Annotated in this window: 26 protein-coding genes and 1 tRNA gene; 19 read left to right on the top strand and 8 right to left on the bottom strand. The window is 66.1% G+C overall.

Features of this window, described 5'->3' with window-relative positions:
- Positions 1–53: 53 nt before the first annotated feature.
- The 3 genes from E3O44_RS07025 to E3O44_RS07015 are packed head-to-tail and all read left to right on the top strand — an operon-like array spanning position 54 to position 3,003.
- Complete coding sequence (locus tag E3O44_RS07025; protein ID WP_134533905.1) at positions 54–1,385, top strand: NAD(P)/FAD-dependent oxidoreductase; 1,332 nt, start codon at positions 54–56, stop codon at positions 1,383–1,385.
- Between the two features lies 1 nt (position 1,386).
- Positions 1,387–2,283, top strand: coding sequence for a dihydropteroate synthase (folP, locus tag E3O44_RS07020; RefSeq protein ID WP_134533903.1), 897 nt, complete (start codon positions 1,387–1,389; stop codon positions 2,281–2,283).
- Between the two features lie 3 nt (positions 2,284–2,286).
- Complete coding sequence (locus E3O44_RS07015) at positions 2,287–3,003, top strand: pyrimidine reductase family protein (RefSeq protein WP_134533901.1); 717 nt, start codon at positions 2,287–2,289, stop codon at positions 3,001–3,003.
- A gap of 23 nt (positions 3,004–3,026) precedes the next feature.
- Here E3O44_RS07015 and E3O44_RS07010 read toward each other — a convergent pair whose 3' ends face one another.
- Genes E3O44_RS07010 through E3O44_RS07000 form a run of 3 tightly spaced genes read right to left on the bottom strand, consistent with a single transcriptional unit; the run spans position 3,027 to position 6,942 of the window.
- Positions 3,027–4,703, bottom strand: a complete 1,677-nt coding sequence (locus E3O44_RS07010; protein ID WP_134533899.1) for a DNA repair helicase XPB — start codon at positions 4,701–4,703, stop codon at positions 3,027–3,029.
- Between the two features lie 54 nt (positions 4,704–4,757).
- Positions 4,758–6,662: a helicase-associated domain-containing protein gene (locus E3O44_RS07005; RefSeq protein WP_134533897.1), complete on the bottom strand. Its 1,905-nt coding sequence runs from the start codon at positions 6,660–6,662 to the stop codon at positions 4,758–4,760.
- A gap of 4 nt (positions 6,663–6,666) precedes the next feature.
- Positions 6,667–6,942: a hypothetical protein gene (locus tag E3O44_RS07000; RefSeq protein ID WP_134533895.1), complete on the bottom strand. Its 276-nt coding sequence runs from the start codon at positions 6,940–6,942 to the stop codon at positions 6,667–6,669.
- A gap of 93 nt (positions 6,943–7,035) precedes the next feature.
- Between E3O44_RS07000 and E3O44_RS06995 the strand changes: the two genes are divergently transcribed.
- Positions 7,036–7,416, top strand: a complete 381-nt coding sequence (locus E3O44_RS06995; protein WP_134450059.1) for a cold-shock protein — start codon at positions 7,036–7,038, stop codon at positions 7,414–7,416.
- Positions 7,409–8,014 carry a DUF3027 domain-containing protein gene (locus E3O44_RS06990; protein ID WP_134533893.1) on the top strand — a complete coding sequence of 202 codons (606 nt, stop codon included), beginning with the start codon at positions 7,409–7,411 and terminating at the stop codon, positions 8,012–8,014. The genes E3O44_RS06995 and E3O44_RS06990 overlap by 8 nt, the downstream gene beginning before the upstream one ends.
- A 25-nt stretch (positions 8,015–8,039) precedes the next feature.
- Here E3O44_RS06990 and E3O44_RS06985 read toward each other — a convergent pair whose 3' ends face one another.
- Together E3O44_RS06985 and serC are read right to left on the bottom strand one after the other, a co-directional pair.
- Entirely contained in the window at positions 8,040–8,273 is a 234-nt protein-coding gene (locus tag E3O44_RS06985; RefSeq protein WP_134533891.1) for a DUF2530 domain-containing protein, read from the bottom strand.
- Positions 8,274–8,282: 9 nt separating this feature from the next.
- The gene (gene serC / locus E3O44_RS06980; protein ID WP_134533889.1) at positions 8,283–9,401 is read right to left on the bottom strand and encodes a phosphoserine transaminase; all 1,119 of its coding nucleotides are present in this window, start codon (positions 9,399–9,401) and stop codon (positions 8,283–8,285) included.
- Positions 9,402–9,471: 70 nt separating this feature from the next.
- Between serC and E3O44_RS06975 the strand changes: the two genes are divergently transcribed.
- The 7 genes from E3O44_RS06975 to E3O44_RS06945 all read left to right on the top strand — a co-directional run bounded on the left by E3O44_RS06975 (position 9,472) and on the right by E3O44_RS06945 (position 15,211).
- A complete protein-coding gene (locus E3O44_RS06975) occupies positions 9,472–10,179 on the top strand; it encodes an iron-dependent transcriptional repressor DtxR (RefSeq protein WP_134533887.1) in 708 nt (235 codons plus the stop codon).
- 272 nt (positions 10,180–10,451) lie between these two features.
- A complete protein-coding gene (locus tag E3O44_RS19550; protein WP_241976128.1) occupies positions 10,452–11,303 on the top strand; it encodes a C40 family peptidase in 852 nt (283 codons plus the stop codon).
- A 391-nt stretch (positions 11,304–11,694) separates the two neighbouring features.
- Positions 11,695–12,192 (top strand): HNH endonuclease, encoded by a 498-nt coding sequence (locus E3O44_RS06965; RefSeq protein WP_134450064.1) that lies wholly within the window; start codon positions 11,695–11,697, stop codon positions 12,190–12,192.
- A gap of 196 nt (positions 12,193–12,388) precedes the next feature.
- Positions 12,389–13,246, top strand: a complete 858-nt coding sequence (locus E3O44_RS06960; RefSeq protein WP_166792577.1) for a CHAP domain-containing protein — start codon at positions 12,389–12,391, stop codon at positions 13,244–13,246.
- Positions 13,247–13,284: 38 nt separating this feature from the next.
- Positions 13,285–13,356, top strand: a tRNA-Arg gene (locus E3O44_RS06955).
- Between the two features lie 721 nt (positions 13,357–14,077).
- Positions 14,078–14,971, top strand: a complete 894-nt coding sequence (locus E3O44_RS06950) for a hypothetical protein (RefSeq protein ID WP_134533883.1) — start codon at positions 14,078–14,080, stop codon at positions 14,969–14,971.
- A gap of 9 nt (positions 14,972–14,980) precedes the next feature.
- Positions 14,981–15,211 carry a hypothetical protein gene (locus E3O44_RS06945; protein WP_134533881.1) on the top strand — a complete coding sequence of 77 codons (231 nt, stop codon included), beginning with the start codon at positions 14,981–14,983 and terminating at the stop codon, positions 15,209–15,211.
- Positions 15,212–15,326: 115 nt separating this feature from the next.
- Here E3O44_RS06945 and E3O44_RS06940 read toward each other — a convergent pair whose 3' ends face one another.
- On the bottom strand, positions 15,327–16,598 hold the full coding sequence (locus E3O44_RS06940) for a tyrosine-type recombinase/integrase (protein WP_134533879.1): 1,272 nt from the start codon (positions 16,596–16,598) through the stop codon (positions 15,327–15,329).
- Positions 16,599–16,717: 119 nt separating this feature from the next.
- Complete coding sequence (locus E3O44_RS06935) at positions 16,718–17,317, bottom strand: helix-turn-helix domain-containing protein (protein ID WP_134533877.1); 600 nt, start codon at positions 17,315–17,317, stop codon at positions 16,718–16,720.
- Between the two features lie 102 nt (positions 17,318–17,419).
- Here E3O44_RS06935 and E3O44_RS06930 point away from each other — a divergent pair, with 102 nt between their 5' ends.
- From E3O44_RS06930 to E3O44_RS06900, 7 genes are all read left to right on the top strand, one after another.
- Complete coding sequence (locus tag E3O44_RS06930) at positions 17,420–17,614, top strand: helix-turn-helix transcriptional regulator (RefSeq protein ID WP_241976126.1); 195 nt, start codon at positions 17,420–17,422, stop codon at positions 17,612–17,614.
- A 143-nt stretch (positions 17,615–17,757) separates the two neighbouring features.
- A complete protein-coding gene (locus E3O44_RS06925) occupies positions 17,758–18,282 on the top strand; it encodes a hypothetical protein (protein ID WP_134533873.1) in 525 nt (174 codons plus the stop codon).
- Positions 18,283–18,421: 139 nt separating this feature from the next.
- Positions 18,422–18,703 (top strand): glutaredoxin domain-containing protein, encoded by a 282-nt coding sequence (locus E3O44_RS06920; protein WP_134533871.1) that lies wholly within the window; start codon positions 18,422–18,424, stop codon positions 18,701–18,703.
- A 34-nt stretch (positions 18,704–18,737) separates the two neighbouring features.
- Positions 18,738–19,103: a single-stranded DNA-binding protein gene (locus E3O44_RS06915; protein WP_134533869.1), complete on the top strand. Its 366-nt coding sequence runs from the start codon at positions 18,738–18,740 to the stop codon at positions 19,101–19,103.
- Between the two features lie 28 nt (positions 19,104–19,131).
- Positions 19,132–19,497: a hypothetical protein gene (locus E3O44_RS06910; RefSeq protein WP_134533868.1), complete on the top strand. Its 366-nt coding sequence runs from the start codon at positions 19,132–19,134 to the stop codon at positions 19,495–19,497.
- Between the two features lie 426 nt (positions 19,498–19,923).
- The gene (locus tag E3O44_RS06905; protein ID WP_134533866.1) at positions 19,924–20,655 is read left to right on the top strand and encodes a hypothetical protein; all 732 of its coding nucleotides are present in this window, start codon (positions 19,924–19,926) and stop codon (positions 20,653–20,655) included.
- Positions 20,652–22,577, top strand: coding sequence for a type IV secretory system conjugative DNA transfer family protein (locus E3O44_RS06900; protein WP_134533864.1), 1,926 nt, complete (start codon positions 20,652–20,654; stop codon positions 22,575–22,577). The genes E3O44_RS06905 and E3O44_RS06900 overlap by 4 nt, the downstream gene beginning before the upstream one ends.
- A gap of 8 nt (positions 22,578–22,585) precedes the next feature.
- On the opposite strand, the gene E3O44_RS06895 is transcribed toward E3O44_RS06900, so the two are convergent.
- Positions 22,586–23,509, bottom strand: coding sequence for a DNA-processing protein DprA (locus E3O44_RS06895; RefSeq protein ID WP_134533862.1), 924 nt, complete (start codon positions 23,507–23,509; stop codon positions 22,586–22,588).
- Between the last annotated feature and the right edge of the window lie 700 nt (positions 23,510–24,209).

The raw sequence follows: 24,209 nt of genomic DNA, 5'->3' as shown, positions 1-24,209 counted from the left end.
CTGCCGAGTCGGATGTCGAGCGGTTGTCGACACGGATTCGAATGGAGAAGGCCATGAAAAGCGAAACATATGTGATCGTCGGAGCCGGCCTCGCTGGCGCACGCGCGGCCGAGGCGCTCCGGGCCGAAGGCTTCGACGGACGAGTCGTTCTGGTCGGCGAGGAGGCTGAGTACCCGTATATCCGGCCGCCGCTGTCCAAGGACTACCTCGCAGGGACATCCGCTCGCCACTCGATCGACGTGCACCAGGCCGAGTGGTACGCGGGGCAGGACATCGAGGTCCTGCCGGGGCGAGCCGTGACGGCACTCACGCTTGATGCGCGGCGCCTGACCTTCGCCGACGGCGGGACGCTGCGCTACGACCGGCTCCTGCTCTCGACCGGGGCGGCAGCGCGGCCGTTCCCGGGCGACGGGGGAGACCTGGCCGGCGTGCACCTGCTGCGGACGGTCGGTGACTCGACCCGGCTGAAGGAAACGCTCAAGCCGGGCCGACGCCGGGTCGTCGTGGTCGGTGCCGGCTGGATCGGCCTCGAAGTCGCGGCGGCCGCCCGCGGCTACGGCAATGACGTGACGGTGCTCGGGCAGGGGGGTGTGCCGCTGGAGCGCGCCGTCGGAGCGGAGATCGGCGCCATCTTCGCCCAGCTGCACCGCGACAACGGGGTCGACCTGCGGATGGAGACCGGCGTGGCCGAGATCCTCGGTGCGGACGGACGGGTCACGGGTGTCCGGCTCGAGGCCGCTGCTGGCCAGGCCACTGCAGGCGAGGAGGCGGCGGAGGGCGTCGGATCCGGCACGGACGGGGAGCGCGGCGAGGTGGTCCCTGCGGACGTCGTCGTGATAGGGATCGGCGCGACGCCCAATACTCGGCTGGCCCTCGACGCGGGGCTCGAGGTCGCCGATGGCATCGTCGTCGACGCGGCCTTCCGCACGAACGAGCCCGGTGTCTACGCGGTCGGCGACGTCGCGAGCGTGTTCCACCCCGTGCTCGGACACCACCTCCGGGTAGAGCACTGGGCGAACGCCGAGAATGCCGGCCGGGCCGCCGCGCTCTCGATGTTGGACCGCGCGGTGAGTTACGAGGAGATTCCCTACTTCTACACCGATCAATTCGACCTGGGAATGGAATACTCGGGGTATGGCGAATTGGCGAGGGATGCGGAACTCGTGTTCCGCGGTGACCGGTCGGCCCGCGAGTTCCTCGCGTTCTGGGTCGCCGACGGCCGTGTGGTCGCGGGCATGAACGTCAACGTGTGGGGTGTCAACGACTCGGTCCAGACCCTGATCCGATCGCGCATGCGCGTCGATCCGTCCGTGCTCCGCGACGGGACGCGCAGCCTCGAGAGCATCATCGGCCAGGCGGTCGAAGCGCCGGGCGCGGGCTCCTGACATGACGGGCGGCACCGCGGCGTTACCCGTTCTGATCCACCCCCGGCGCACGATCGGCGGACGCGAATTCGATTTCGACCGTGAAGTCGCGGTCATGGCGATCATCAATCGCACTCCGGACTCGTTCTTCGACCAGGGCGCAACGTTCGCGCTGGACAAGGCCGTCGCAGCCGCGCTCCAGGCGATCTCCGACGGTGCCGACTGGGTCGACATCGGCGGGGTCAAGTTCGCGCCCGGTCCGCCGGTCCCCGTCGACCAGGAGATCGACCGGGTCGTCCCAGTCGTCCTGGCGCTGCGCGGCGCCGGCGCGGTCATCTCCGTCGACACGTTCCACCCGGCCGTTGCACGGGCGGCCATCGAGGCCGGCGCAGACGTCATCAACGACACCACCGGCATCCACGACCCGCTGATGGCGGACGTCGTCGCGGACAGCGAGGCGACCCTCGTCGTGACGCACAGCCTCGCCCGCCCACGGATGCCGCACCCGGCCCCGCGCTACGGCGACGTCGTGAGCGAGGTCGCCGCGTTCCTCCGGGAGCGCACCGACCTGGCCCTGTCCCACGGGATCCCCGCGGAGCGGATCATCATCGATCCCGGCCATGACCTCAACAAGAACACCCGCCACTCGCTCGAACTGACCCGGCGCCTCCCCGAGATCGCCGCGCTCGGGTACCCGACCCTCGTCGCGGTGTCCAACAAGGACTTCATCGGCGAGACTCTCGATCGCCCGAGGGGGGAACGCGTTGAGGGTTCCCTTGCCGCCGCCGTGTTCAGCATCATGCAGGGCGCCCGGATCGTGCGGATGCACAACGTGCGCGCCGCCGTGGACGCCGTCCGGATGACCGAGGCGATCCTGGGCTTCCGCGAACCGGCGTACGAGCGCCACAACCTGGCCTGAGCGATGACCGACTTCAGCCAGGCAGCTCTCCTCAACGCCTATCGCATCGAGGACAGGGCCGACCCGCGGGTGCGCGTCAACTTCATCGCGAGCCTCGACGGCGCCGCGACCCACGACGGCCTGAGCGGTGGCCTGAACAACGCCGACGACAAACTCGTCTTCGATACGCTCCGGTCCCTCACGGACGTGATCCTGGTCGGGGCGGGCACGGTCCGCGCCGAGGGCTATGGCGGCATTCGCCTGGACGCCGCCGCCGAGGCCTGGCGCGTCGCGCACGGGCTCCCGCCGCAGCCGCGGATCGCGGTCGTGAGCGGGCGTCTGGACCTGGACGCCGGGCATCCGCTGTTCACCGACGCCGCGACGCGCCCGATCGTCATCACGCACGCGGGGTCACCGGCCGACAGGCGCGCCGACCTCGAGGCCGTGGCCGACGTGCTCGTCTCTGGGGCGGCGTCGATCGATCTTCCGCTCGCGCTCCGCGGGCTCGCCGCTCGGGGCTTGCGCCAGGTGCTCTGCGAGGGCGGCCCGAGCCTGTTCGGGGCCCTGCTCGCCGTCGATGCCGTCGACGAACTCTGCCTGAGCCTGAGCCCGGTGCTCGAGGCGGGCACCTCTGGCCGCATCGCCCGCAGCGCAGAGACCACGTCGCGACCGATGCGCCTGGGCCACGTGCTCACCGCCGGAGACATGCTCTTCCTGCGCTACACCCGCCCGGCGGTCTGACCGATTCCGTCGGATTGGTTCGGTCAGCGGATGCCGGCGGCCGCCTCGCCGATGAGGGCGTCAGTGTCGAGGTTGTTCGCGTCGAGGATCGTGTAGCTGTACCCCTGCTCCGCGAGGAAGCGCTGGCGGTTCTGCGCGAAGTCCTGGTCGACGGTGTCTCGGGCGACGAGCGTGTAGAAGTTCGCGGCGAGGCCGGATTCCTTGGGGCGGAGCAGACGGCCGAGCCGCTGTGCCTCCTCCTGGCGGGACCCGAACGACCCGGAGACCTGGATGGCCACGGTCGCCTCCGGCAGGTCGACGGAGAAGTTCGCGACCTTGGAGACGACGAGCAGGTTCTCCTCGCCGACCCGGAACGCCTGATAGAGCCGTTCGCGTTCGTCGACGGGCGTGGCCCCGGTGAGTTTCGGCGCGTTGAGAGCATCGGCGAGTTCGTCGATCTGGTCGAGGTACTGGCCGATCACGAGGATGCGTTCGCCGTGGTGCTTCTCGACGAGGCGCTTGACCACGTCGAGCTTGGCCGGGGCGGTCGCGGCGAGCCGGTACCGCTCGTCGTCCGCAGCGGCGGCATAGGTGAGGCGCTCGGACTGCGGCAGGTCGATCCGCACCTCGTAGCAGGAGGCGGGGGAGATGAAGCCCTGGGCCTCGATCTCCTTCCAGGGTGCGTCGAACCGCTTGGGGCCGATCAGGCTGAACACGTCGCCCTCGCGACCGTCCTCGCGGACGAGCGTCGCGGTGAGGCCGAGGCGGCGGCGGGCCTGCAGCTCGGCCGTGAGCTTGAACACCGGTGCGGGAAGGAGGTGCACCTCGTCGTAGATGACGAGGCCCCAGTCCATCGCGTCGAGGAGTTCGAGGTGGGCGTACTCGCCCTTCCGCTTCGCCGTGAGGATCTGGTACGTCGCGATCGTGACGGGCTTGACTTCCTTGACTTGCCCGGAGTATTCGCCGATCTCGTCCTGGGTCAGGGTGGTGCGCTTGAGCAGTTCGTCGCGCCACTGCCTGGCCGAGACCGTGTTGGTGACGAGGATGAGCGTGTTGGTCTTCGCCGTCGCCATCGCTCCGGCGCCGACGAGGGTCTTGCCCGCCCCACAGGGCAGCACGACGACGCCGGAACCGCCGTCGAAGAAGCTCGCGACGGCCTTGTTCTGGTAGTCGCGCAGGGCCCAGCCGTTCTCGAGCAGGGCGATGTCGTGCGGGGTGCCCGGCGTGTACCCGGCGAGGTCCTCGGCCGGCCAGCCGAGCTTGACGAGCTCCTGCTTGAGCTGCCCGCGGGCCCAGGGTTCGACGAGGAAGGAATCAGGGGTCGGGTGGCCGATCAGCAGGGGAGCGATCCGCTTGGCGCCGGAGATCTCCATCAGCACGGCCCGGTCGTTGCTCTGCAGGACGAGCTGGCCCTCGTCGTCGCGCTCGATGATCAGGCGGCCGTAGCGCCCGACGGTCTCCTCGATGTCGATCCGAACGGTCTGCGGGATCGCGAACTTGGAATACTTCTCGAGGGTCGCGAGCATGTCAGAGGCGCCGTGTCCCGCTGCCCGGGCATTCCAGAGTCCGAGCCGGGTGATCCGGTAGGTGTGGATGTGCTCAGGGGCCCGTTCCAACTCCGCGAAGACGGCGAGGTCATGGCGCGCATCTTCGGCGAGGGGGTGGGCGACTTCGAGCAGAACCGTGCGGTCGCTCTGGACAATCAGTGGACCATCAGACATAGCCGCTAATCCTACGCCCGCGCGGCTGAGAGCCTCCCATCGGCCGACCCCCGCTTACGGGGCGGGGGTGATGCTGATGATGCTCGAGAGCGGCAGGGTCCGTTCGATGTCGGCCCGGCGGTCCCTGGCCCGGAAACGGCCGCCGCCGACGCTCGCCGGTTCGAGCAGGTAGTCGACGACGACCCCACCCGGCATGGCGATGCTGACGATGACGGTCTGCTTGGACTTGATCGCCGAATCGAGCTGGCGGGCGAGCCAGGCGTCGGCGGCGACATCTTCGCCGCCGTCGGCGGCGCGAAGCTTTTCGACCAGGATGAGAGCGAGGTCGGGGGCATCAGGGGGGAGGACCCTCGCGAGCTGGTGCCGGCGGAGATGCAGGATCTCCCCGTCGGCGTTCTCGGCGGCGACGGGATACTTGGCGTCGTTGAGCGCCCAGAACACGACGTCCGAGGTGAACCGGCTCGTGAGACGGTGGGCGTCCGCGCGGACGAGTCCGAGCGGGCTGAGGGTCTGGTCGACGGCGAGGGTGCCGAGGAGCTCCTCATCGTCCGATCGGACGTAGCTGCGGCTGAGCGCGGTCGGCGCGGCCGCTTCGCCGACCCGGATCCGTCCGTACCGGCCGGCGGACTCCCGGATCAGGTACTCGATCGGCTGCGGGATGCCCGTCAGCGAGATCGCGCGCAGGAAGTCGAGGAGTGACTCGGCGGTTTCACCCGCGGCGAGTGCCCGGTTGACCGAGGTCGCCGAGATTCGGTAGCTGAGAGCGAGTTCGCGGCTCTCGACGTCGGCGAGACCGCGGAGCCGGGCGTCGATCGAGGGGGCGAGGGGGCCGGGGGAGACGATCGAGAGGTCGTTCTGCAGGTAGACGGCCCCGACTTCTGCGGGCAGTGACGCCCCGATTGTGGCGATGGCGCCCTCGAGGTCTTCGGCGAGGACCGCGGCACCGGCCGGGCTCGTGGTCTGGTGCGCCGTGATGCCGATCAGCTCGGCGTCGCGGGCGAACTCGGTGACGCGGGTGTCCATCCACTCTCCGCCGGCCGGGTAGAGCCAGGTCACGAAACTGCGCAGGCCCTCGCCCCAGGAGACGCCGGGGCGGTGCGCCAGGATGCTGCGCACATCGGCGGGCAGTGCCGCCTGCCAGGAGCCGGCCAGGGCCGCCCAGCGGTGCGCGGTGCCCTCGAGGAGCCAGGCCTCGCCGGCCTCTGTCTCGTTCCAGTAGCCGGTGGAATGCGCGATGAGCTGCGCCCTGGCCGCTGTGGCGACGTAAGTGGCGACGGCGTCGAGTTCGACGCCCATGACCGTGGAGAGGCGCTTGGTGTCCGGCAGGCCGAGTCCGCCGCGGCTGAGCTCCCGCACGGGCTCGCGGGAGAGCTCTGTGACGAGCTCGGCGATGGAGGAGACCGCCGCGAAGGCGCGTTCCGCGGCGAGGCGGTCCGTGAAGCGGCTGTCGGTCGCGATCACGGTCGCAAGTGCGGAGGGCGCTGGTATCGAGGCGAGCTCGAGGGCGGACGGCAAGCCCAGGTCTGGCCAGGTCGCCAGGTGTTCGGCGACGGCCGCATAGACCCTGAGCCCGTCGTCGGACAGGTGTGCGAGCATCAGCTCGTCGAGGACGGCGGCGCGCGCAGCGACATCCGCTCGGGTGACGGTCACGCCGCCGAGCTCCGCGAGGCGGGTGGCGAGCGCATCGAGGCCGAGCGACCCGCCGATCGTGGACGTCGGGGTTGACGAGGTGGCAGAGTCGGTCGGGTCGGCCGGTGCCTCGGTGGCGGTGATCGCCAGCACGGCCAGGGTCGACCGGTCGAGCCGGGAGAGCGCTGCCTGGACCGCGGTCGGGTTCAGCAGGGCTTCGGCGAGGTCGAAGAAATCCCGGATGCCGTGGGCTGAGATCGCACGGATCTCGATCGTGCGGCGCAACGCCGCGTCGTCGAGTGCACGAAGGCGAGAGGCGAGCGTCAGCACGGCGTTACTTCCCGTTCTGTCGTGCCTCGCGAGCGCGGCGGACAGTGGTCGTCACCAGGAGAACGATGATCAGGATGAATCCAATCGGCAGCCCGACGAGCGGGAGCGCGAGGATCGCGGGCCAGACACCCTGGCCGAAGCCGTTGTTCGCGCCGGCGCCGAGCCAGGTGCCGATGATGACGGCGAAGAACGCGAGGATCGACAAGCCGACGGTGGCGGCGACCATATAGGCAAGGATGCGTTCCGGCCGGCCGGCGGCATGTGGAGTTTGATTGGTCACAGTGTCAAGGATACGGGGCGGCGACGGGTGCAACCGAATAAGCTGGGTGCGGTTGGCGCGCATGTCGCGCGCCCGGAATTCAGCGAGGTCCAGATGCCCACCGGCAAGGTCAAGTTCTACGACGAGGAGAAGGGTTTTGGCTTCATCAGTTCCGATGACGGCCAGGAGGTCTTTCTCCACGCTTCTGCGCTGCCCACCGGAGTGACGGTCAAGCCAGGAACGAAGCTCGAGTTCGGCATCGCCGATGGCAAGCGTGGCGCCCAGGCGCTCTCCGTGCGCATCATCGAAGCGCCGCCGAGCCTCGTCAAGCTCAGCCGCAAGCCCGCAGACGACATGGCGATCATCATCGAGGACCTCGTCAAGGTGCTCGACGGCATCGGTGCGAGCCTGCGGCGCGGCCGTTACCCCGACAGCGCCCACAGCCACAAGATCGCCGCCATGCTTCGCAAGGTCGCAGAGGAACTCGATGCCTGAGCAGACCGAAGACACCACACTCGACGTCCTGACCGTCGACGCCGTGAACGCCGCCGTGAACGACGCCGTGACCGATGCCGCCGATTCCTCGGCAGCGGATGTCGTTCCGACCGACGAGACACTCGTCGCGGCCGTCGAGGTGGCCAGGGCGGCCTTGCTCACCTTCACTCCGGAAGACACCATCGGTGAACCCCTCGGACACATCGTCGAGGGTGACCGGGTCGTGTCGTTGCTCTTCGACTGCACCATGACCGGGTATCCGGGCTGGCGCTGGACTGTGACGCTCTCGCGCATCGATGGGGAATCCGTGCCGCAGGTGCTCGAGACCGAGCTCACTCCGGGAGACGAGGCCCTCGTCGCGCCCGAGTGGGTGCCGTGGTCCGATCGCCTCGCCGACTACCGCACGGCTCAGGACCTGGTCGCCGCGACTGCGGCCGCCGACGCCCTCGGCGACGACGACGACGCCGATGATGACGACGACGATGACGACGACAGTGATGACGACGACACTGACGACGATGAAGACGAAGAAGACGAAGAAGAAGACGACGACATCGACCCGGACGATGTCGACGAAGACGAAGACGAAGACGAATAGCGCCTAGCGCCGAACGAACAAAGAACTACCGGCGCCTCAGGCGCAGCCAGGCCAGCCCCGCGATGCCGAGGCCGACCCCGGCGACCGCGCACCACATCCACCAGCCCAGCCCGCGGGCCGCGAGCTCGCCCTGGAAAACCAGGGCGAGACCCGCGGCCACGAGCCAGGCGAGGGCTCCGATCAGGATCGGCGTGCGCGCATCCGCTTTCGCCGGCTCAGGATCGGGCCGGCGCTCGCTGTCTTTCAACCAGAGGCGCACGCGAAACCGCTATTTGCCGAGGTTCGCGACGACGAATTCGATGGACTTGACCAGCTGACGCACATCGTCCGGCTCGATGGCCGTGAACGTCGCGACGCGCAACTGGTTGCGGCCGAGCTTGCGGTACGGCTCGGTGTCGGAGATGCCGTTCGCACGCAGCGCCTTGGCCACGGCGGATGCGTCGATCGCGTCGTCGAAGTCGATCGTCGCGACGACCTGCGAACGGTGGTCGGGGTTGACGACGTACGGCGTCGCGTAGTCCACGCTCGTCGCCCAGTCGTAGAGCACTGAGGAGGACTCGCGCGTGCGCGCGGAGGCCCAGGCGAGTCCGCCGTTGCCGTTGATCCAGTCGAGCTGGTTCTCGATCAGGAGCAGGGTGGCCACGGCCGGGGTGTTCAGGGTCTGGTTGAGACGCGAGTTGTCGATCGCGTTCTTCAGGCTGAGGAATTCCGGGATGTACCGGCCGCTCGCCGCGATCTGCTCGACGCGCTCGATGGCAGCGGGGGAGAGGAGCGCCATCCAGAGGCCGCCATCGGAGGCGAGGTTCTTCTGCGGGGCGAAGTAATAGGCATCCGCCTGGTCGGCGGCGTAGTCGATGCCGGCGGCCGCGCTCGTTGCGTCGATGACGGTCAGGGCTCCGGCGTCGCCGTGCACGCGGGTGACGGGAGCCATTACACCGGTCGAGGTCTCGTTCTGCGGCCAGGCGTACACGTCGACGCCCTCGGTCGGGACGGCCTCGCTCAGCGAGCCTGCCGGCGCCTTGATGACGTCGGGTGCTTCGAGGAACGGTGCGCTCGCCGCGGCGGCGAACTTGCCGCCGAACTCGCCGAAGACGAGGTTCTGGGCTTTCTTGGAGATAAGGGAGAACGCGGCTGCATCCCAGAAGGCGGTGGACCCGCCGTTGCCGAGGACGACTTCGTAGCCTTCCGGAGCGCGAAGCAGCTCCGCCAGGCCGGTTCGGACCCGGCCGACCAGGTTCTTCACCGGCGCCTGACGGTGGGAGGTGCCGATAATGGACGTGCCAGATTTAAGGAGGTACTCAAGCTGTTCCTGACGGACCTTGGACGGGCCGCAGCCAAATCGTCCGTCAACGGGCAAGAGTTCGGAGGGAATTATCAGATTCGACATGAGGCGATTCTAACGACCCCTAACACGGCGATAAGGTTGTGACGCACACGGAGGCACTGGGAGGCCGGCGATGACTGATCTGATCGACACGACCGAAATGTATCTCCGCACCATCCTCGATCTGGAGGAGGAAAGCATCGTCCCCCTCCGGGCCCGGATCTCCGAACGCCTGGGTCATTCCGGCCCGACCGTTTCGCAGACCGTCGCGCGTATGGAGAGGGACGGGCTCGTCGTCGTTTCCGGCGACCGCCACCTCGAACTCACGATCAACGGCCGCCGTAAGGCCGTGCACGTGATGCGCAAGCACCGCCTCGCCGAGCGCCTGCTGAGCGACGTGATCGGCCTCGAGTGGGAGTTCGTCCACGACGAAGCCTGCCGGTGGGAACACGTCATGAGCGAGCAGGTCGAACGCAAGATCCTGGAGATGCTCGGGCACCCGACCGAGTCGCCGTATGGCAACCCGATCCCCGGGCTCGACGAACTGGGCGACTCGCCGGCCGTCGCATTCATGGCCGGAGTGACGAACCTGGTCGAGGTCGTCGCAGGGTCGACGGCGCCGGTGACCGCGGTCATCCGCCGCCTCGGCGAACCCGTGCAGTTCGACCCGGAGCTGCTCGCACAGCTCAAGAACGCCGGCGTGATGCCGGGCAATTCGGGGGTCTTCTCCGCGCTGGGGTCCTACGTCCTCGTCGAGGTTGCGGGGTTCGACGAGGGTCTCGAACTGCCCAACGAAGTCGCGAGCCACATCTTCGTCACCACTCCCGTCGCCGAGCTCTGACCGCCGATTTCGAGGCTCCGAATCCGAGCGGATGCCGGGTTTTCGTCGATCGGAATATGACCGTTTCGTTACGCGTTCGTTATTAAATCGTCACCAAGGGGTGACAAACGGAGAAACCTCACGTACTGTCGGACGAGTCCCACAGGCCAGAACCGGCCGCCGGGCTCGAAACAGGACGTCTCTCTTCCCGTCTCCTGGTTCGGTAACACATGCGACCAACGCATTGGACGGGGCAACTACCTAGTGCTGTCGAGGCGCCGGAGGTACACACTTTGGCCGAAGAATTAGGTAGAAGACTGTCCCGTCGAGGTTCCGCCCCGACTCCCGCACTGCCGGCCCCGAAGCCGGCGCAGCGTGAGGAGGCCCCCGCGCGCGGGATCTTCACCCGCCCCTCACGCCGGCACGGAGCCATCGCCAACATCGTGATGATGACCCTCGCCGGCGGGCTCGTCGCCACCATGGCGATCCCGGCGTACGCGTTCGCGCCGAGTGCTCCCGGCACGGACACCGCGCACGGCAGGACGGCATCCACAGCCCTCACCCGAGCGGGTGCCCAGTCACTCACCGTCGCGGACCAGGCCTCGACCGTCAGCGTCGCCCGAGACGGATTCACCGCCACGACGCCGGAAGAGATCGCCGCGGCCAAGGCGGCTGCAGCTGCCGCGGCCGCCGCAGCAGCAGCCGAAGCACGCCGCGTCGCCGCGGCCGCCTCCATGACGACTTACGCATCCGCATACTCCGGACCGTCGGTCTCCGACTTCCTGGCCAACCCGTCCTACCCGACGTTCAGCCTCGCATCCGTCTACAACGTCGGCCTGCAGTACCAGGGTGTTCCCTATGTCTACGGCGGGTCAACGCCCGCCGGCTTCGACTGCTCCGGTTTCGTCATGTACGTCTACGCCCAGTTCGGGATCAGCCTGCCGCATTCTTCCGCAGGCCAGGGCGCAGCGGGCACCCGGATCTCCGTCGCCGACGCGCAGCCGGGTGACCTCGTCATCATGGACGGTCACGACGGGATCTACGCCGGCAACGGCAACATCCTGCACGCACCCTACGAGGGGGCTGCCGTGCGCGTGCAGCCGATCTGGACGAGCTCGTACTACATCGTTCGCCTCGGGATCTGAAGCACTGCGACGGAGACCGCTCGGTAGGAACGACTGCTGCCTCGCCGGGCGGCGCCGATGTGAACAATGCGTAACAGCTTGCCCACGAAGTGTTGCGGGTGCTGCGCGGCGTGTCGCTTGTGAGTTAACCTGATGCTCTGTAGTACTGCGAGTTTTTTGGGAGAGCCAATGCGCGAGCGATGCACGATCCACACCATGGATGTGCGCTGCCGCTTTGCGCTGCGGCACGGCAGTCAAACATGTCTGAGTTGCGCGTGTTCTCGCGTTGCAGCCCGTAGGGCGTTGTCATTGTGACAGCGCCCTTTTTGTTTGCCCGTTTGCCCCTGACTCTCGGTGCGAGGGAGTAGATCGAATGGCTGGAAGCCGTCCAGCCCTTTTCGAAAGGGAACGCATGCGCACACTTGTTCTGAACGCGGGCTACGAGCCCCTCGCCGTGGTCTCGTTCAAACGGGCCATCGTGCTCGTCATGAATCAGAAGGCCACCATCGTGGCCGCCGACCAGGCCCACCCGGTCTGGGCGACGACCGGTTCCTGGGACCGGCCCAGCGTGATCATCCTCACGCGGTACGTGCACCTCCCGCGGTCGCGTTCGCTGCCGGTGAGCCGGCGCGGCGTCCTCCGCCGGGATGACCATCGCTGCGCGTACTGCGGCCGCACCGCGAACACGATCGACCATGTGCAGCCGCGTTCGCGCGGTGGCCGCGACAGCTGGGACAACCTCGTGGCCTGCTGCCTGAGGTGCAACAACATCAAGAGCGACCGCACTCCCGCGGAGATGGGTTGGGACCTGCTCTTCCACCCGAAGATCCCGATCGGGTCCAGCTGGGTCGTGCGCGGTGTCGAGCGACCCCTGCCGCAGTGGGATGAATATCTTGCGCCTGCCGCCTGATCAGGAAATGTAACGGATGTGTAACGCCGGGGGTGACTTCTTCGGCGGTTTCCCCTAGGGTGGGATGAACCCGAACGATACGCCACGATCCAGAGGAAAACTTTTGCCCGAGTCTGGCGTGTCCGATTCCGCAGCGAGCCCCGAGGTTTTTCTCACTCGCCGCGAACTCCGGGCTCAGCGCGAGGCGCTCCCGGCTTTGAGCCCGGCCACGGAGCAGTTCCTGGCCCCGAAGCCCGAGCCCGTCGTCGTTCCCACGGTGCGCTCGCGCGGACGTCTTCCGGCCTCGCCGTCGAAGCCCGTCGGTCGTTTCCCACGCAAGCGGCGGCATCCAGTCAAGATCGCGATCGCCGTGCTCGCCATCCCGGCCATCTTCCTCACTGCGGCACTGCCCGCATACGCCTTCACACCGCGTGCAGCCGGCGATCTCACCAGCGCCACGCATTCCTCAGGGAACAAGGTCGTTCAGGGCCTCACCGTCGCAGCAGCCGCGACAGCGGTGACCGTATCGCGTGACGGCTTCGCTGCCACCACGAAAGAGCAGCTGGCGGCTCAGGCACTCGCCACGAAGAAGGCCCTCGCGGCCCAGCAGGCCGCAACTGCCCGTGCCGCTGCGGCTGCCTTCGCCGTCTACGGCGTACGGGCAGAGGGTGACGACTACCCCTGGTACAACATGCCCACCGAGTCGCAGGGCGGCGGCCTGTCCCCGCTCAGCTACTACTACCGCGAGTGTGTCGACTTCGTAGCCTGGCGCCTCAACCGCGACGCCGGTTCGACCGGTTCCTCCTGGCGCTGGACCTGGAACAGTCTGACCCCCGGCGGCGGCAACGCGAGCGCCTGGGCGAGCGCCTGGTCCAACCATGGCTGGACCACGAGCAAAACCCCCGTCGTCGGCGCGGTCGCTTGGTTCAACTACAACCACGTCGCCTATGTGCAGTCGATCGGCGGTGACGGATCCGTCGTACTCGAGGAGTACAACTGGATGGGCAGTCACACGTATCACAAGCGCACGGTCTCGCCGAGTGACGTCGCGCTGTTCCTGTACCCGCCCGCGTAATCCCGAACGGGCTCGCACCAGCTAAACTTTGACAGCCAGCCTCTGTAGCTCAACGGAAGAGCAGTTCCGTCCTAAGGAAACGGTTGGGGGTTCGAATCCCTCCAGGGGCACACCTTTCCTCACCAGATCACGCTTAATTGGCATTTTCGGTCAGTTCTGTAGCCGATATCCGCCATTTCTACTGCTGCCCATGTGTACACCGCTGTGTACACCAAAAAGCCCCGCGCCACGTAGCCCTGGCGAGTCCTCTGCCCGTGGATGCTTATCGCACAACAGATCGTGCGCAAACGCTACCTGCGTTCACTGCGCTGAACTGCCGGCCTTCCAGCGATATGCGCGGCGACGGCGATGGTTTCGACTTATGTCGGTGTGAAATCGCGGATACCCTCTCAGGGTGCCTTTTGACACGTTCGCTTGGCCAACGAGTGGATTCGCCGCGGGCCTGTAGCGCTGACCGATCGTGGAAGGGCTCGGGCGTCTTCGGCGCGGTGATCGATGTCAGCCTCGATGAAATCCGCTAGCGCCGTCATCTAATGCCTCAGCTCGGGTTTGGAAGCCTGATGCACGCGCTCCCAAGGGTTGGGACGCTGGTTGATGTGCATTGTGCCACCGTTGGTAGTCCACCGTTGGCTCCTTCAGTAGTCGGGGCAGACATTCAGAAATTCCTGATCGTGACCATATCGGGTGGCGCTTAGACATTCAAGTCGGCATATCTGCCGACTTGCTGGCGCGGCGGTTGAGCTGTTCCATTGAACAGAAGTGATTCACGTTTTGGGGTGACGCGTGCTCGCGTCAGGTAGGCGTGGACACCTGTAGATGGGGGAACCAGAGATGAAATTCAAGAACATTCTCGCCAGCGCTGTTATAGGCGCAGTCATTGTCGGGGGGATCTCGGCGGCACCCGCGTCAGCGGCCCCGAACTCAGATGCCGTGACCGACGCCCTGAATAGTCTCGGACTACTGTCAAATACCCTCGGCTCGGGTGCTGCGCGTGCCACGGTGGCGGACCCCGCGACAACCGTTCTGACTGCCGAGCGTCTCCAGGTGCGATCGAAGACGGGCACGGTTGAAATCGCCCCGGTTTCGACCTTGTCAGGTGCACTATCCGCGGACTCGAAGGTAACAATTCTCGCTGGGCCTGATTCTTCGTATGCCCTTACGAGTCAGTCAGGAGGAGCACAAGCCAATGCTGGCTACATCGTCCTCCACAACAAGAACGCCCCAACGGACTATCGATTCCAGATCACTGCGAACGACAAGCCAGCAGTACTCTCCGAAATTGACGGCCGGATTCTGGTTTCGGATCAAAACGGAATTGCTGTGAACGTGATCGGCTCGGCATGGGCGAAGGACGCTCAAGGCAGTCCCGTCGAAACGTCGTACACGATCGATGGAAACACGCTCATCCAATCTGTCGCGCCAACCAGTTCCACGGCTTTTCCTGTCGTCGCTGATCCGAGAGTGCAGTGTGACTTCGTTTGGTGCACGCTTGAATTCACTAAGACCGAAACGCAAACGGCCAGTGAGACCGCCGTCGGGGCGGGCGCCGTGCTGTGCGGTGGCGCCGCCCTCCTCAACCCCATTGTCGGCTTCGCATGCGGTGTGTATAGCGCTGCTTTCTGGGTCGCCGCAGTACAGGCCAAGAACACGGGACAGTGCGTGGGATTCCGAATGCTCACCATTGGTGGCTCCGCCCATCCCGTGATCATCAACTGCTATGCGTAGGAGGCAATCGTGAAAGACAGTGAAACACTAGGACGCCAAGCGCGGCGAGTCATCAGGACACCCGTGTACGCGGCAATTGGCATCGTCATCGGGGTCCTATCCGTAGTCGCACTTGTTCTCTACTGGATCGCACCCATCCCGGCTTTGATGCCGATCGTCTCGACGGTGGTCCCCGTGGCTGTGATTGCCTACCTCGCAGTTGTCTTCACCATCGCGGCGAGAACGAAGGAAGAGCACTAATCGGCTTTGTCGTATGTGCTTGGACCGTCGGGTCTACTGCTGCGCGCGAGGCGTGCGTTTTCGATCAGTCTGTATGTGTACACCGTTGTGTACACCAGGACCATATCGCTACTTATTATCCCTGATCAAAACGATAATCTTGGCGAAATAGATAGCATTTTCGGTTGTGTCCTAAGGAAACGGTTGGGGGTTCGAATCCCTCCAGGGGCACACTCACTTCACCCCCTACTTCCCAATGAAACACTGGGATGTAGGGCTGTTCGCTCGCCGGCGAATTGGCCCGTGCCCACATTTTGCCCACACTTGAAATAGTTTTCGCGTGATCGAGGGCGGTTGCAACGGCATCTAGGTCGTCGTCGAAGAGGTCGGCGTAGGTGTCCAGAGTCATCGCTGCGGAGGCGTGGCCGAGCATTCGCTGCACGGCTTTAACGTTTGCGCCCGCCGAAATGGCCAGGGACGCCGCCGTGTGACGCAGGTCGTGCAAGGTCAGTCCAGCCGGGATTGCAGGGTCGCTCAGACGTGCTCGTTTTCGAGCGCCGGCGAACCACCCGTCGCCGTGAGTGGGTGTCGGCTGGAATTCATGCCCGCTGCCGAACACGAGCAGGCTTCGGTCTTTGCCAGCGCACAGGGCACCCATTGGTTTGGCCAGGAACGCCGGGAACGGCACGCTGCGTACCTCGTACCCTTTGGGTGAGCCGCTCACGATGCGCCCGCGCACATTGACCGCGTTGGTTTGCACGAGGACACGGCGCCGGACGAGATCGACGCTGTCGACCCGCAATCCGACAGCCTCGCCCCAGCGCAGACCGGTGTAGGCGAGGAAGAGGACCAGGGTGGCATTCTTGCCGGCTTCGTCCGCGAGCACCTGGACCTGTTCGTGGCTGAGATAGTGCCGTTGCTTCCCGACCTTCCGGGGCAGATTCACGCCTCGGGCAGGATTGGAGGGTAGTCGGCGGTCCTTGACCGCGGCGTCCACTATTCCGGCTAAGACGCCGTACGCTCGCAGCACTACAGTTGGACTCTTGGAGGCGGACAGCGTGCTGATCCACTCTTGAACTTCGCCGTGGCGAATCTCGCCGATCAGCCGATGGCCCCACAGCGGTTGGACGTGCACACGCCAGGCGATCTCGATAACGCTGTAGGAGCTGGGCTTGAGGTGAGTCTGCGTGCGCAGCCACCGCGTGCCGAACTCGGTAACTGTGATTCTGGACGCCTTCGCGTCGATGTATTCACCGGTGGCCTTGCGCACTTCGGTGGCCGCGAGGAAGAGTTCCGCGTCACGTTTTGTCCTGAATCCGCGTTTGTCGGTCTGGGTGTGGTCGGGTTTGCGGTACCGCACCCGGTATCGCTTGCCCAGGCTGGTTTCGTACGGAGTGATGCTTCCCATGGCTCCACCTCGGTCTCTGTGTCCGTTGGTCTATTGGAGTTTCTCGGTTCCTTGCTGTCGATCACTATTGCGGCTACGTCAGACGTTCGGCCGCCCGACTAGATGGTCATGGAGCGTGCTTAGTCCGTCCAACCCTCGAGGTCCCAGCCCGCCGAGGTGAGGTAGGACGACAGCTGGGCAATCCGGCGGGTGGCCTCTTCGAGTCGTGCCGCGGTCGTGTTCCAGGGTTGCCCCATCTCGGACTCGCCGTGCAGAGCGTCCAGTGATGCCTCGACCTCGAGGTTGCTCGCGAGACGCTTGCGCTCCCGAATGAGGCCGTCTAGTTCGCGCATGGCCTGCAGTTCGGAGCGTTCGGAGCGTTCGTCGGTGGTGGTCCACCGGTAGGCTCCGTCGGTCTCGCCGGATACCCAGGCGTCGAACTCGAGGACGGTCATGCCGTCGAATGCGTCGCCCAGATTCGGCAGATCCAGCGTGCTGGTTGGATGGCCGACTGGTGCCAGCAGGAATAACGGGGAGACGCTCAGTGCGTTGGCGATGTTGAGCAGTTGGCTGACAGACAGGTCGGATTTCCGGCCGGCTTCGATGTTCTGCAGGACCGCCTCAGTCACGTTTCCGCCTGGGATCTTGTCCGCGAGCTCCTTCGTGGTCCGGATGCCACGATGTTTCCGCACGGCCTGGATCCGGGTGCCGATGCTCGTCTCAGTCCGAAAATCTGTCATGCGGACAAGATACTACGCAAAGCCTTGTCAAATGTCAGAAGTCATCATATTGTGACTTCAACATTGGAACAGCCGAAAGGTTGTCATCGAGACAGGATGATCATGGACGACGAATTTATCCTCCCGGCCACCGTCGGTGAGATCACCGGCCTGAAGACCGGTGCTCTGGCCCAGCTGCGATACATGGGACGCGGCCCGCGGTTCTATAAGCCCACTCCGCGCACGGTGCTCTACAAGCGCTCCGAGGTGATGGCGTGGATCGAAGCCAGCGCCAATAGCGGCGACGCCGAAGCGTAGCAGTGACCGGCCGACCCCGTCGCGACTCTCGTGAGTTGCAGGCGTGGGAAGGCCCCGGGTGGTCGCCCGGGGCCCTGATCGTCACCAGCAGAGGATGGGATCGATGCTCACGCTATCGGGCACCACTGACACCGCACCGGCTCATGTCCGCGAAGCGCGGTGAGGGGACCGTGGGTCTTTTCGCGGCGAAGAACGCCCTTCTGGTTGCCGCCCGGTTGAACCTCGGCTCTACGGCGACCGTGCTGCTCGTGCACATGGCCTTGGAATGCTGGGATGACGCCGACAACCCGGCCCGGCAGCCTCCGCGTCGCTACTTCGCGGGCCGGGAAGCGTCCGCGATCGCCCTGGGGTTCCTGGCCCCGGAGAACGCGAGTGAAGCCGCGCACCGGGCCGTGAAACGCGCTGTCAAGGAACTCGTCGATACCGGTGCCATCACCCGGGTCAGGTCGGCGCACAAGGGCACCACCGCCGAATTCGAACTCAACTTGGCCAGTTCGAGACCACTGTCGTGGACGACCCGGGCTGTGGATAACTTCCGCGGTTCAGACCGTAAGGGGACCAATTATTCGTCCCTCCTGGGGACCAAAAATTCGTCCCTGAAGGGGACCAGAAAGTTGTCTCAAAGGGGACCAGAAAATGACCCCCCTAACAGTAAGGAGCAGGAATGAACAACAACGGAGCAGTACGCGCGCGCGATACCAGCCTGTGGATAACTCTCACATGGGCCTCGGCTGAGTCGCGACACCGCAGTTCCGTACCGCCCGGGATCCACTCGACGGACCCGCAAACGCTGACAGGGAGAACACCATGACCGACACCGTCACCGTGTACAGCAAGCCCGGCTGCGTACAGTGCGCCGCCACCCTCCGGAAACTCACTCTGCTCGGCATCGAGTTCACCCTCATCGACGTCACCCAGGACCCGGTCGCGCACGAGTACGTCACCGGCCTCGGCCACGTCCAAGCGCCTATCGTCGAGGCGCCTGGCGCCAGCTGGAGCGGCTACCGGCCCGACCTGATCAACGCCCTCAGAACGCGCCTCGACCTCGTCGAGAGCGCAGCCGCGGCAACTACCGCACAACCCCAGTAATACCCGCGCACCACCCATCGAGAAGGAGCACATCATGTCTACACGCACCATCACCGGTAACCTCGCCGCCGATCCGGAGGTAGTCCCGGCCGGATCGATCCTGATCACGAAGATCCGGGTGATCGAGAACACCGGCGAGTACCGTGCCGGCACCTGGCAGGCCCACGAGGCGCCGACGACACACTTCGTCGAGGCCCGATTCGAACTCGGCGAGAACGTCGCTGCGACCCTGCACAAGGGCGACCCGGTCGTGGTTGTCGGCCGCGAACACACCGAGACTTGGGGCGACCCTGAAGCGCGACGCTCCGGTCGAGTTCTGCAGGCAGACGTCGTCGGACCGGACCTGAACCGCGCCGTCGCCCAAGTCCGCCGCACCCGCACACCCGACACCGACGAGTAACTGGAACGCAAACGTGAAGGAGATTCTGATGGACATCAGCGCCGAGAGCGCGCAACTGATCAGCGCCGAGCAACTCCGCCGCGCCGCCCGCGAGCTCGCGCACAGCACCCGAACAGTTGAGCATCCGGGGGACTCCTACGAGCTCCTCGGACGGCTAATGAACGCCCAATGCTTGCTGGGGCAGGTGTTCGAGCAGCTCGCCACCTGGCATGCCCAAACGCAGGATGGTATCCAATACGACGGTGAAGACGGTCGCGGTGCCGGCCAGGTCGCCGGCGTGATCCGGGCCGAGCTGGCCCTCCGGGACGCCGCGGACCTCGCCGACAAGGCCGACGACGCCCTGATGCTGGCACTGACTGCGAACGGCGTCATCCGCTGGTACGACTACTCCTGAAACCGATCCGGAAGCATCCGCCGCCGCCCTGCGGGGTGATTCTGACGCACGAATTCCGGGCAGGAATCGGCGGTCTAGGAGGTCGGTCTTTGGGGCTGCCTATTCGTTTGGGTATTCGTTTGGGTATTCGTTAAGAGCGAATACCCAAACGAATAGGTAAGGGGCCTCTTTCCCTGTCCCACCGCGACCCCCTCGCTGCGCTCGCTTCCCAACCCCCCACACCCAACGGCTTTGTGTGGGGGGTTGGGAAGTAAAGGGGTAGTGGTGGGACAGGGAAAGAGGAAGAAGTGTATGAGAGAGATAAGTAAAAGAAAAAAACAAAAACAAAAACAAAACTAAGTACAAAAAACAAGAACAAGGAACAAGAGAAACAGGACGAGCTAAGTCAGAAAATCAGGCGTTTCAGAGCGGACGGAGATTGTGACGATGGTGCAGTGGACAGACCGAGACGAGTCAATGGTCGACTGGCTGTTGGTCGTGCGTCTGGCAGAAATGGATGCAATCCGCTGGGCACTCGGTGCACTCTCCGGGTCCGGGGTTCCTGTGAGCACGCGGAAGGCGCAGCAGTGGGTCGTCCGGCTCGAGGGTGCGGGGCTGGTGGAACGGGCCCGGCCGACGTACCGGGACACGTCCATCGTGTGGGCGACCGCCGCGGCGATCGGGAGGCCGGCGCCGAACTTGTTCCGGCAGACGATCCGGCACGAGGTCGCCGTGTCCGCGGTCTCCGCCCGCTACCTCGCCCACGGGTACACGTGGCAGCGGGACCGGAAACCGGTCGCCCGCCTGGACCATCAGGCCGACGGGGTCGCGATCCGGAACGGCGAGGTGGAACTGATCGAAGTGGAGCTGACACCGAAGACCTGGCAACGCTACAAGATGATCTGCGAGAACCACTCACACCGCCTCGCCCACGACGGCGTCACCCGGGTCGCGTACTTCTGCACCGAGGACGCAACTCGGGCCGTGACCCGCGCTGCGGACAAATACGTGTTCCGCACCGAACGCCCTGGCCTCGTGGCGGAGACGGTGTTCGATATCCGCGGCCAATGGGTCGGTCCCGCACTCGACCGGCCGCGCCCCGAGGTTCTCCCGGGCGCGTCGGTCCTGACTGAGCTCGACGGGGTCGACGGGCAACCGGCTGGGGGAGTGACGCGATGAGCGGCAACCAGTTCGTGGCCGGGAGCGAGGACGCCGCCAGCGACGCGATCGCCGGTGTCCTCAAAGCGATCTTCACGGTTCTGCTGGTGCTGGTCGCTCTCCCGCTGGTGGTGCCGGTCCTGGCCGGGCGGATCGCCGGCGACGGGATCGCGACCCGGACCCGGTTCTGGCTGGTCTGGCGCTGGCACTGGCTTGCCAACACGATCGGCATCACCCTCGTCACCGCCCTCGTCGGAACGGAGATCGTCCTCGTCACCGTGTGGGTGCAGTCCGGGCAGGCGCACGCGTACTTCTCCGGAGTGGACTGGCGGACGGACCTGGCACCCACTCTCGTCCCGTGGATGCTGCTGAACTTGGTCGCGGGGGTGTTGCTGTTGCCGGTGGCGTGGTCGATCCGGCGCCGGCGGATCGCGGACCGGGTGCGGTCGCGCCGGATCCTGGACGTGGTGCGGCAGGAGAAGATCGAGACCGCGCGGAAGCGCGCCGCGGACAGCAACGTCGCCCGCAGCATCGGAGTGCTCCTGGACCGGAACACCGGCCGCATCACCGGCACGACCCGAAGCGCCGTCACCGTTCCGTTGCACCTGGACGAGGGGCGGAGCGCGTTCGGCGTGACGAGCCGGGTGACCGTGCGGACTCTCGCGGACCGGTTCTACGATGCCCGGCGGGTGCGGGACTGGGTCGACCCCACCGGCACCTACCTGGTCCTGCCCGGGACCTCGTCGGCGCTGCGGGCGTTGATCATCGCGGAATCCGGCAGCGGCAAAAGCGTCCTGATCACCGGGCTGGTGCTCTGCGCCCTCGAGTACGGGTGGCCCGTGTTCGTGATCGACGCCAAGGGCGACCCGGCCGACGCCGCGGACCTCGTCGCCGTCGCCGAATCCTACGGTCGCACCGCGGTCGCCGGCGGGACGTGGGACTTCTTCAACGGCACTGCGGAGCAGGTCACCGCGAAGCTGATGCGGCTGATGCCCGCCCCTGATGGCGCGAACCAGCACTACCTTAACGAGATCCGCGGTGTCCTCCAAGCCGTTCAGGACAGGACGCCGATCCGGAGCGTGACCGAGTTGCGGGAACGGTTGACGGACCCGGGCCCGCATGCGCGGGACCAGTACGACCTGTCAATGGTGAACAAGGTCATCGACCGGGACGGCACCACCGCCGGAGAACGCGCCCTCCAGAGCCTCCTGGTGGCACTCCGCCCGCTGGAGCGTTGGATCGGACCCGACGGCTGGTCCTACGACGCCCCGCGCGCCAACGTGACCATCGTTCCGCTGTCTCCGGTCGACGACGCCCAGGCACGCCTGGGCGACCTATTACTGCTGGACCTGCGGAACTTCCTGGCCTCCCGCCTCGAACGACGCGACAAGAGCCCGGTGGTCGTGATCGTGGATGAGTTCCCGCAACTCGTCACCGGCGCCCAAGACCCCGGCGACACCGCCGGCAGCCTGTTCGAAACCGCACGCAGCGCCGGCGTCGGCCTGGTCCTGGCCACGCAGAGTCCGGCCGGGCTCTCGAACGAGGAGGTCCGCCGGCGCCGGGCTCTCACAAGCGGGGCCGCGCTGATCTTCGGCCGATCCAAAGACCCGGAAGAGATCGTCAAGTACGCCGGGACGGTAATGCGGATGGAAGCCGCCGGTCGGGCCAGTGGCGACGAACTCGGCAGCGCGCGCGCCCAACACTCGTTCGTGATCCCACCCCAGGACGTCCGGGAAGCCGCCGACGGCGCCTTCTGGATCGTCCAAGGCGGCGCCATCGCCCCCTTTCGTGCCCTCCCGAACCGGACCATCACCTTTCAGCAGACGCCGGCGTACAAGACAGCCGGCGCCGCAGTTGATCCGGTCGATGTCGACGCTGCGGGCGTCGACATCGACACGGGGGAGATCTGGAACGAGGACCCGGACGCGGAACTTACCCGGTAGCCGCGTCGTCAGAGCCAGTCGGCATCGTGCGGGCTCGTGACTGAACGCGCACCGAACTCGCCCGTCAAGACCTGGTAGCCGGCCCCGGCCGCGTAGGAGGTCGACCCGGGTACGGCACCGAGCGGGCGACCCAGCTCGACGGCGTGCTCGGCCGCAGTGAGTGCATCGGACGAAGCGCTCGCTTCGACGACGATGGTCTTCGACGCCAGAGCGGCCATCAGCTGGCCGCGTCGAGCGAACTGCCACCAAATTGGCGTCGCTCCCGGCGGCACCTCACTGACGACAGCACCGTTCGCGGCGACGTCGTCCAGGAGAGCGCCGCGGTCTGCCGGGAAACGCGTGTTCACTCGGCCCGCGAGTACGGCGATCGGGTGCCCGCCGGACGCGACCGCCGAGGCCAGGGCTGCGTGGTCGATGCCGCGGGCAGCACCGGACACAATCGCATACCCGCGGGCCCCGAGCCCGGACGCCAGGTCAATCGCCACGTGACGCCCGTACCCGGTCGAGTCCTGACCCCCGGTCAGCAGCACGCTGCGCATCGAGAGCACCGCCGGGTCGCCGCGCACCCACAAGGCCAGCGGCGCCGCGAGGCGGAGGTCCTCGAGCTGGGCCGGCCAGTCCTGGAGGGACGGGGTGAGGACGTGATATCCGGACTCGGCGCTGGCCCGGACGGTCTCCGCGGCGCCCGCACGTTCAAAGCGAGCCCTGAGCTGAGCGCGCAGCCCGGCGAGACCGAACCCGACAATCGCACTGCTGGGCCCGTCCAGGAGCAGCGCGAGCGCAGTCTCGGCCCCGAGAGCAGCCACCAAGGCGCCGACGCGGGGATCTCCGGGATCGGCCACGGTAGCCCAGATGATCCGGGCGACCGTGTCCCGGGTCAGGGAAGTACTGGTTGTGGTGCTGAGTGTCTCGACAACGCTGGCGTACGTCATGATCTCGCTCCCTCTACTCAACCGACAATTTTGTTTGCCTTCCGGCGAGAGAATCGATAGCGAGCGGGAGAGCCGAAGTGCCCAGAATTTCGGGCGAAATAAGGGAGCTTGCGACCGCGCCCGAAAATCTGGGAACGCAGGATCGAAGCGAGCTACGATCGGCAGCCGAAAGGTAAACAAAACAAGAAAAACCCGGCCGCGCAGCGGCTCCGCTCAAACAATCAGAGCGGCCGAGGCCGCTTCCCCACAGGCCCCTGATCTTTGGTCCCTCGCCCCTGAAATTCTGCATCCCAAGTCCGGACGGACAGTACTGGGGATGAAGCTCGGAGGGCATCTCGAGGCGAACTTGTGTACAACCACGAAGAACCACATGCGCCGGTCGGAAAATATTTAGCCGATCAGACGGAGAGTCCTACCCAATGTCGGAGGTGAGGTTTACTCTCACCCTGAGGTTAGACGACGCCATGGATGAGGGATCATGTCGCAACTGCACCGCACCACCTACCAAACACCACCCACGCACGCCTGGGTCACGGACCCGGTCAGAGTCGGCCCGGCAGAACGCACACCTCGGTGCCTCGGCCGGAGAGCGTACACAGCTACGAACTCGGCTGCGACAGTCCGGGAAGGTGGACTCGCGCGTGAGTAGTGCTGACGAACTCACGCCGACCGACGCCGCTGCGCCGACGCCGACCGCATT

Origin of the sequence: Cryobacterium algoricola, from assembly GCF_004402485.1 — a bacterium.
Lineage (GTDB): Bacteria > Actinomycetota > Actinomycetes > Actinomycetales > Microbacteriaceae > Cryobacterium > Cryobacterium algoricola.
This window is presented reverse-complemented; position numbering and strand designations above follow the sequence as displayed.